9 protein-coding genes are annotated in these 6,316 nt (G+C 56.5%); 7 read left to right on the top strand and 2 right to left on the bottom strand.

All coding sequences use genetic code 11. The features are described 5' to 3' along the window. The first annotated feature begins 596 nt into the window (after window positions 1-596). Window positions 597-1,172, top strand: a complete 576-nt coding sequence (locus tag J8G26_RS18800) for an HAD family hydrolase (RefSeq protein ID WP_246881478.1) — start codon at window positions 597-599, stop codon at window positions 1,170-1,172. Between the two features lie 270 nt (window positions 1,173-1,442). Here J8G26_RS18800 and J8G26_RS19615 read toward each other — a convergent pair whose 3' ends face one another. After that, window positions 1,443-1,889 carry a phage integrase N-terminal SAM-like domain-containing protein gene (locus J8G26_RS19615; RefSeq protein WP_210570757.1) on the bottom strand — a complete coding sequence of 149 codons (447 nt, stop codon included), beginning with the start codon at window positions 1,887-1,889 and terminating at the stop codon, window positions 1,443-1,445. 217 nt (window positions 1,890-2,106) lie between these two features. Between J8G26_RS19615 and qacG2 the strand changes: the two genes are divergently transcribed. Continuing rightward, window positions 2,107-2,439 (top strand): quaternary ammonium compound efflux SMR transporter QacG2, encoded by a 333-nt coding sequence (gene qacG2 / locus J8G26_RS18790; RefSeq protein ID WP_162572169.1) that lies wholly within the window; start codon window positions 2,107-2,109, stop codon window positions 2,437-2,439. A 95-nt stretch (window positions 2,440-2,534) separates the two neighbouring features. Here qacG2 and J8G26_RS18785 read toward each other — a convergent pair whose 3' ends face one another. After that, entirely contained in the window at window positions 2,535-2,789 is a 255-nt protein-coding gene (locus tag J8G26_RS18785; protein ID WP_210570756.1) for a hypothetical protein, read from the bottom strand. A 43-nt stretch (window positions 2,790-2,832) separates the two neighbouring features. On the opposite strand from J8G26_RS18785, the gene J8G26_RS18780 reads away from it, so the two are divergent. The 5 genes from J8G26_RS18780 to tnpB all read left to right on the top strand — a co-directional run bounded on the left by J8G26_RS18780 (window position 2,833) and on the right by tnpB (window position 6,174). Then, window positions 2,833-3,279: a hypothetical protein gene (locus J8G26_RS18780; RefSeq protein WP_210570755.1), complete on the top strand. Its 447-nt coding sequence runs from the start codon at window positions 2,833-2,835 to the stop codon at window positions 3,277-3,279. A gap of 479 nt (window positions 3,280-3,758) precedes the next feature. After that, window positions 3,759-4,193, top strand: coding sequence for a surface-adhesin E family protein (locus J8G26_RS18775; protein WP_210570754.1), 435 nt, complete (start codon window positions 3,759-3,761; stop codon window positions 4,191-4,193). Window positions 4,194-4,282: 89 nt separating this feature from the next. Next, the gene (locus J8G26_RS18770) at window positions 4,283-4,660 is read left to right on the top strand and encodes a hypothetical protein (protein WP_210570752.1); all 378 of its coding nucleotides are present in this window, start codon (window positions 4,283-4,285) and stop codon (window positions 4,658-4,660) included. A gap of 636 nt (window positions 4,661-5,296) precedes the next feature. Continuing rightward, on the top strand, window positions 5,297-5,845 hold the full coding sequence (locus J8G26_RS18765) for a transposase (protein ID WP_210570750.1): 549 nt from the start codon (window positions 5,297-5,299) through the stop codon (window positions 5,843-5,845). Beyond that, window positions 5,842-6,174, top strand: a complete 333-nt coding sequence (gene tnpB / locus J8G26_RS18760; protein WP_210570748.1) for an IS66 family insertion sequence element accessory protein TnpB — start codon at window positions 5,842-5,844, stop codon at window positions 6,172-6,174. Before J8G26_RS18765 ends, tnpB begins: the two co-directional genes overlap by 4 nt. Window positions 6,175-6,316: the final 142 nt, after the last annotated feature.

The raw sequence follows: 6,316 nt of genomic DNA, 5'->3' as shown, positions 1-6,316 counted from the left end.
GTAGCCATCTGCGGTCAACATGGGTTTGCCGTGCGCTTACGCCGCTCTGAGTAGGCACCTTTGAACTTAAACCAACCGTTCAGGCTAAGCCTGTCGAGGCCTTGCAAGGCACTTCGTCAAGCATGGAGGAGTTCAAGTTGGTTGATGCCGACTCAATAATGGGCGATCCACGGTCCCTTGTGTAAGCACTTGACATACAGACCACAAGTCATCTCGCGACGGCATGCCGATGGTCAGTCGAACACACTGGCTGCGACTCATCGCGACCGTCCATGCAACAACATCGATGCCCCCTTTGACAGCAATTGCGGTCTGTCCACTTCGAGAAAGCGCACGGCGTGCGACACATTGAGGTCATTGGGTAGGCGACCGATGGCGTTTTTTCAGCTCCGACGCTCGAAGGACAGATTCCGCTGGAACCGGCGCTGTGCATTGCGCTATTAGCGGTTCGGATGCGAAACGTCCGACTGGGGGTTGCGCCGAATGCTCGGGGGCTGCAGCATAGGTACAACCTAACAGTTATCGAAATTTCCCATCGTTGATCCATCAAAGTGTCCGATACCAGAACCATTGCACTCGACGCCGACGGAGTCTTGTTGGACTACGCGAAAGCGTATGCCAATGCCTGGGCGAAGTATTCAGGGACCGTCCCGGTCGAGCACGATCCCTACGCATATTGGCCCATGCAACGATGGGGTGTGCCCCAGTTGACAGGGCGAGCGCTGGAAGATTTCCGAGCGCATTTCGATGAGGTGTTCTGGAGTTCTATTCCTGCCGTTGGCGGCGCTCTGAAAGCCTGCGAACTCCTTGCGAACAACGGCTATGAACTGGTTTGTATCACCGCTCTCGACGCCCGGCACGCGCTAGCCCGCAAGCAGAACCTGCTTTCGCTGGGCTTTCCGATCACTAGGGTCATCACCACCAGCCTGCATGCTCCCCTGGAGAGTCCAAAGGCTGCGGCACTGAGAGAACTGAAACCGCTGGCATTCGTGGATGACTTTGGGCCGTATTTCGCCGGTGTCGGCCCCAACATCCACAAGGCGCTGGTTGTCCGCGATCCGAATGGAAGCCCAAATACCGGAGAGGTGCTGACACTGGCAGATTCACACCATGCGGATCTGCACGAGTTTGCTTGCTGGTGGTTGGAGCGCAATTCTGTGAGTCTCCTGTAGACCCTTGATTGTTCAACAGACCAAACACCGTCAAGGTCGGCTCCGCAGCGATTGCGGCAGTTCATGCTGGTTGCCCGAACTTCCAATTTCATCCAAATGGCAGTCATCCCGAGTACATCGTCAGCTAACCTTCACTGACTGGTTTCTGGTGAGTAGCGGACTGTGAGCGGAAGCAGCCCAAAGATGGGGCTCAAGGTCCGCTCTCACAGGATATGAAGTGGCGTTATCGACCCGGAGCCGCCATCCAGATGAAAGCACCAAAACCGTCATTCAGCCGGGCGGCAAGTGCAAGGCCAAAGAGTTCAACGGGCTGGAGGTGCCTCCGGCAGCGACTTTCAGGACATGGGTGTGGATCATCGTCGTGGACACGTCCGAATGCCCCAGGCGCAACCCACTGCCGTAAAGCAGGGCGGCCAACAGCGCCTCGGTGCCCGCCATGTGCGAAAGCAGCGTCCGAACCTCCTGCACCGTCAGCACCGTCGGAATCCGCATGGTCAGAAAACCCTCGACTTCAGCTTGCCCCATTTCGCGCGGATGTCGAAACCCACCATGGCTGCGGGCCGTCCACAACACAAATGCCTTGGCCCAGTAGACATAAGCCTTCTCGGTCTGTAGGCTGTAGTGCAGGTAGCGAATCCGTTCGCGTACCTGATCGAGCAGCTTGATGGACCGGGGAGGGACCCAGTCAGGTTTGTCAGATCTGTTATACCTGTTCATACATCCAGTATGATGCTTTATAGGATTGATTTCAAACACTTTTTTTGGGTGCCGTGCGACTTTGTTTAACGACCACGGTTGTGGGTATCCGGTGTTTGGTCAGATAAACCACAAGTTAGATGCTTTGCTGTGCGCACAAATTTCGGCCAGCAACAAGACTGTTTGTTTTCTTAAATCGAACCTAAAATTTCTTCGCGGAACTCCATGGAGAAATATTTTGAAAAATTGGTTATTTCTGGCTACGGCCATTATTTCTGAGGTCATTGCAACCTCTGCGCTCAAGTCTAGTGAGGGCTTTACTAGGTTAGTACCGTCTTTTATCGTCGTAGCGGGATACGCTGCTGCTTTTTATTTCCTGTCGCTGACACTCAAATCGATTCCTGTTGGAATCGCCTACGCAGTTTGGTCGGGCCTCGGGATCGTCTTGGTCACTGCGATTGCATGGGTTTTGCATGGTCAAAAACTAGATATGTGGGGATTTGTTGGTGTCGGCTTCATTATCAGCGGCGTTGCTGTGCTCAACTTGCTATCTAAGGCAAGTGTTCACTAAAACGGTCGCATCTAACCATTCCGTCGAGAGGGACCGCCCACAAGCTGCGCTTGCGGGTTCCCTTCGCGGCTTCGCCGCTACGGCGGCCCCTCACGTCAAACGTTAGAGCGCACAGGTTTTGCTACCTTGAAAATCTCCGCAGCTCCAGCCAGAAGCCCATCAATCACGCCGTCGTATCGCGGTATGGTGCCTTTGCTGGCCCAATACTCAAGCAGGTACGCCGCCGTCAAGTTCACCCGGCCCGCCGGGTGTTCCATGTGCTTCGGAAACTCAAAGGTCAGCAGCCCTTGCTCGCCGCCGCTCTCTAACTCGGCGGTCGAGCCGACTGCCAAAAGCTGCGCTTTTGTCATCGGCTCACCTCTGCGTTAAGGCTGACATATAAAGGGAGGGAAAATGTACAAAATCATCCTATTCGCATTCGCTTTTGTATCGAGTGCCTCCTACGCGCAGTTGATCGAGGCGGAGACGTTCATCAAAAGCAATGGGTATTTAAAGAAGACAATCATCGGGAAGACGACGTACTTCACAGCACTCAAGAAGGTCAGCGCTGAGGAAATTAAGCCGTACGTGGAAGCAGTCAAGACGATGCCCCAAACAGAAGATGCGCGTACAGTTTGCAAAGGGGCAAATGCTGGAGCCGCAAAGCAGCTTGCTTCAGAAGTTCGCAGTGATCTGCGAGTGCGGGATGCTTTCGGATACGGCGGCCCTGTGGGTAACACAATTTCCTGCATCATCTTCTATGAGCAGAAAGGAATTGTGCGAGGCGTTCAAGTGCATTACTTGACTCTGTCACAGAGCAGCCTGAATCAAGAAATTTACACAGTAATTTTGACGCACTAATACTCATTCATAAAGATGGCGCAGCCCCGGCTCTTCGAAACGATCTCTTGGCATGAAACGGTGATCCGCTCTAACTTGCCGGCCAAGCGGGACTGCGGAACCGGCGTGGCTTCTCCGGTCAGTCTCTTTCGCGCCGCAACCCCTTACCTCATTTCGTTAGGCGTCACACAACTAGATCTACGGCACTCCAGCAGCACACCACTTATCGGAGCTTGGAAATTTATGATGTACGAGACCGACCACCACGTAACTGTCGACGGCACGGAAAGAGTTTTTCGCACGTATGACATTGCGGAATCAGCAGCCGAGGCACGTGCGCGAGGCCGAGAAAAGCTCAGATTCGCGAACATCCTTGACGGAAAGGCGTTTCACCACGAGTTCGGACTAACTGTTGAGAAGCCCGGGGTTCAACAGGAGCGCGACCCGGTCCAGCTGGCAGCAAACTCGCCTGCAAGTCGATAGTGAGTTAACGAGTCGATATGAGTTCGAGAACACGACTTATAGGGTTCATAGCCGCTTTGCAGGTCAGCCAAGTGCCTTTGCATGTTCAAGCGCAAACGTGGACGCACGTCACGACGAAAGGCGGAACGTCAGCCTACTTCGACGCCTCATCTGTCCGGCGCAGCGATGCGACATTGCAAGCACTTGTACTTTCGAGCTTTTCAGAACCAACGAGGTTGCGCGTTGCTGGTGGTCCGTTGCGCAAGCAATCGATCACCTACTTGACATCGTTCGACTGTGCCAGCAAGAGTTTCTCCGTTCAAGAGACGGTGTGGTACGACGCGCCGATGGCGGGCGGAGCAGCGCACACCATCAGTAGTCGAGTTAAGCCGCAGTGGGTCAGTCCAGACAGCAAGCTCTACGCCGGAAATCTGAACGTCGATATCCTGATGGTGCTATGTGGGAAACGCTGATCTAATATTCCACGACCCTGGCGCGTTCGATGAGCATTTTTTCAGCGGCCTGTTAGGCGTCGTACGCTTTCCTATCCCACTTCCTACCGATGAACGTCGCACCCACCCTTGTCGCGATCCTTCTCGCAATATCTGGCTCGTTGGCGCAGGCCCAGAAGACTTCCCCTGCCCCTACACCTCCATCCCCCATCTACCTTCGGTGCAACGTCGTCAATGAGCCCGAAGGCTCGAACGATATTCACATCGACTTTGCCAAGAAGATCGTCACCGACTTCTTCGGTACCGGTCACCCATTTCGGGAAGAGGGCCCTTTCATCATTTCGGAGACCTTTACCGAGCTCAATGGGAAGCGCGAAGTCGTCACCACAACACGGATCAATCGTTATACCTTGTCACTACAGTACATGTGGCCAGCCCAACAGATCCTAAAGAACGGTCAATGCACGCTCGTCGAGAAGAAGCTGTGAGTCAATTGCGTTCCAAGCATGGCACCCTTCGTCCTCGCATGGGCAGTCCTCGCGAGTCACTGAGGTCCATGAGATGAGCATCTCCCAGCAGTCGAGTGTCAACACCAGAGCCGAACCGACCTACTTCGTCAGGTTCTACGAAGAGGCTTCCGGGGCAGCTGAAAACGATCATTCGTACACGACCATCGTCACCGCCGAGTGTCCCGAGCGAGCGCGCTTGGCAGCCCTTCACTTGATCCGAAGAAGACACCCGTCTCCACCTCGGCGCTTCTGGTGCTGGTCAATTCGTTCGCGGTACTGGAACAACGACGCCTAACCCCTTGGTCAACCGGACTCGCAACGGCATGCCACGCTTGGGCTCCATTTCATTCTGGCCCAAGCGCGTCCTGCCGCTGCGTGCCGGTTACCGCGAACGTTGAACGACTGCTTACCCGTTTGACGGTCGGCCACTCCTGGCCGACTACGGCACTTTAAAGCTAACCCAGTTAGCAGCCGTTCGCCAGCGAATTCATTGAGCTGATGCTCGGCCAGTGCATCGACTTCCTGGCCAATCAAGCGTATCCGTCCGGCCAACCCATCTACCTCGAATGAGGAATTGCAAGCACCATCGTGTCCACGTAAACCATCGTGCACACCATGTCTGAAGAGATCCCCCATTCGCACAACTCTGTCCCCCGCACGCGCCGGGCCTACAGCGCACAATTCAAGGCTGAACTGATCGCTGCGTGCCGCCAGCCCGGCGCATCGATTGCCGCCACGGCGCGTGAACATGGCATGAATGCCAACGTGCTGCATCGCTGGCTCAGGGAGCATCGTCTGGGCCTGCACCAGAGCGACTGCGATACGGCGCATGCTGTTGCGTCCGGCATCGTCCCGCACCGCGACGATGCGGCTGCTCAGCCAGTGGCCAATGTACAAGCCATTCCTGCCCCAGCGCATCAGGCTCATCCGGTGCCGTCCAACCCCGTGCCCGCCTTCATCGCGGTGGCGCTGGGCTCGCCGGTGATGGGGCCTCAGGCCGCAGGTGCGCAAGCTGCCCCAAGTGCCGCATCGGCAGCTTGCTCATCAGACATCCGCATCGAGTGCTGTCATCACGGCACCCGCGTGACGGTCAATTGGCCGCTGGCTGCGGCTGCCGAGTGTTCCCGCGCATTGCAGGGTTTGCTCCAGGTGCTGCGGCAATGATCCGCATCGACGCCGCCTGGCTGGCCACGGCCCCGCTGGACATGCGCGCCGGCACCGACACGGCGCTGGCCCGGGTGGTTGCTGTGTTCGGCGCCGCCCATCCCCACCACGCCTATCTGTTCGCCAACAAGCGCGCCAACCGCATCAAGGTGCTGGTGCACGACGGCATCGGCATCTGGCTGGCCGCTCGCCGTCTGCACCAGGGCAAGTTCGTCTGGCCGGCACCAGTCGATGCCCATTGGCAGCTGGAGCGTTCCCAGCTGGATGCCCTGGTGCTGGGCCTGCCGTGGCAACGCATGGGAGACGCGGGCATCATCACCGTAGTCTGAAGCTTGTGTGCCAGAGCGTCAGCGCGCAATCCGTGGATCTGCGCATGGCAGTCAAGGAGCTTGCTTGGCACACTGCCTGTCATGTTGATGCAGTCGCAATCCCTGGATGATCTGAGCGCCGAGCAGCTGCGCGAGATGACCA

Origin of the sequence: Acidovorax sp. JG5, from assembly GCF_017939685.1 — a bacterium.
Lineage (GTDB): Bacteria > Pseudomonadota > Gammaproteobacteria > Burkholderiales > Burkholderiaceae_C > Acidovorax.
This window is presented reverse-complemented; position numbering and strand designations above follow the sequence as displayed.

Bases quoted from the DNA above. Each gene is read 5' to 3' on its own strand.
- J8G26_RS19615 (WP_210570757.1), bottom strand. From the start codon at position 1,889: ATGAACAGGTATAACAGATCTGACAAACCTGACTGGGTCCCTCCCCGG.
- J8G26_RS18785 (WP_210570756.1), bottom strand. From the start codon at position 2,789: ATGACAAAAGCGCAGCTTTTGGCAGTCGGCTCGACCGCCGAGTTAGAG.
- J8G26_RS18780 (WP_210570755.1), top strand. From the start codon at position 2,833: ATGTACAAAATCATCCTATTCGCATTCGCTTTTGTATCGAGTGCCTCC.
- J8G26_RS18775 (WP_210570754.1), top strand. From the start codon at position 3,759: ATGAGTTCGAGAACACGACTTATAGGGTTCATAGCCGCTTTGCAGGTC.
- J8G26_RS18770 (WP_210570752.1), top strand. From the start codon at position 4,283: ATGAACGTCGCACCCACCCTTGTCGCGATCCTTCTCGCAATATCTGGC.
- J8G26_RS18765 (WP_210570750.1), top strand. From the start codon at position 5,297: ATGTCTGAAGAGATCCCCCATTCGCACAACTCTGTCCCCCGCACGCGC.
- tnpB (WP_210570748.1), top strand. From the start codon at position 5,842: ATGATCCGCATCGACGCCGCCTGGCTGGCCACGGCCCCGCTGGACATG.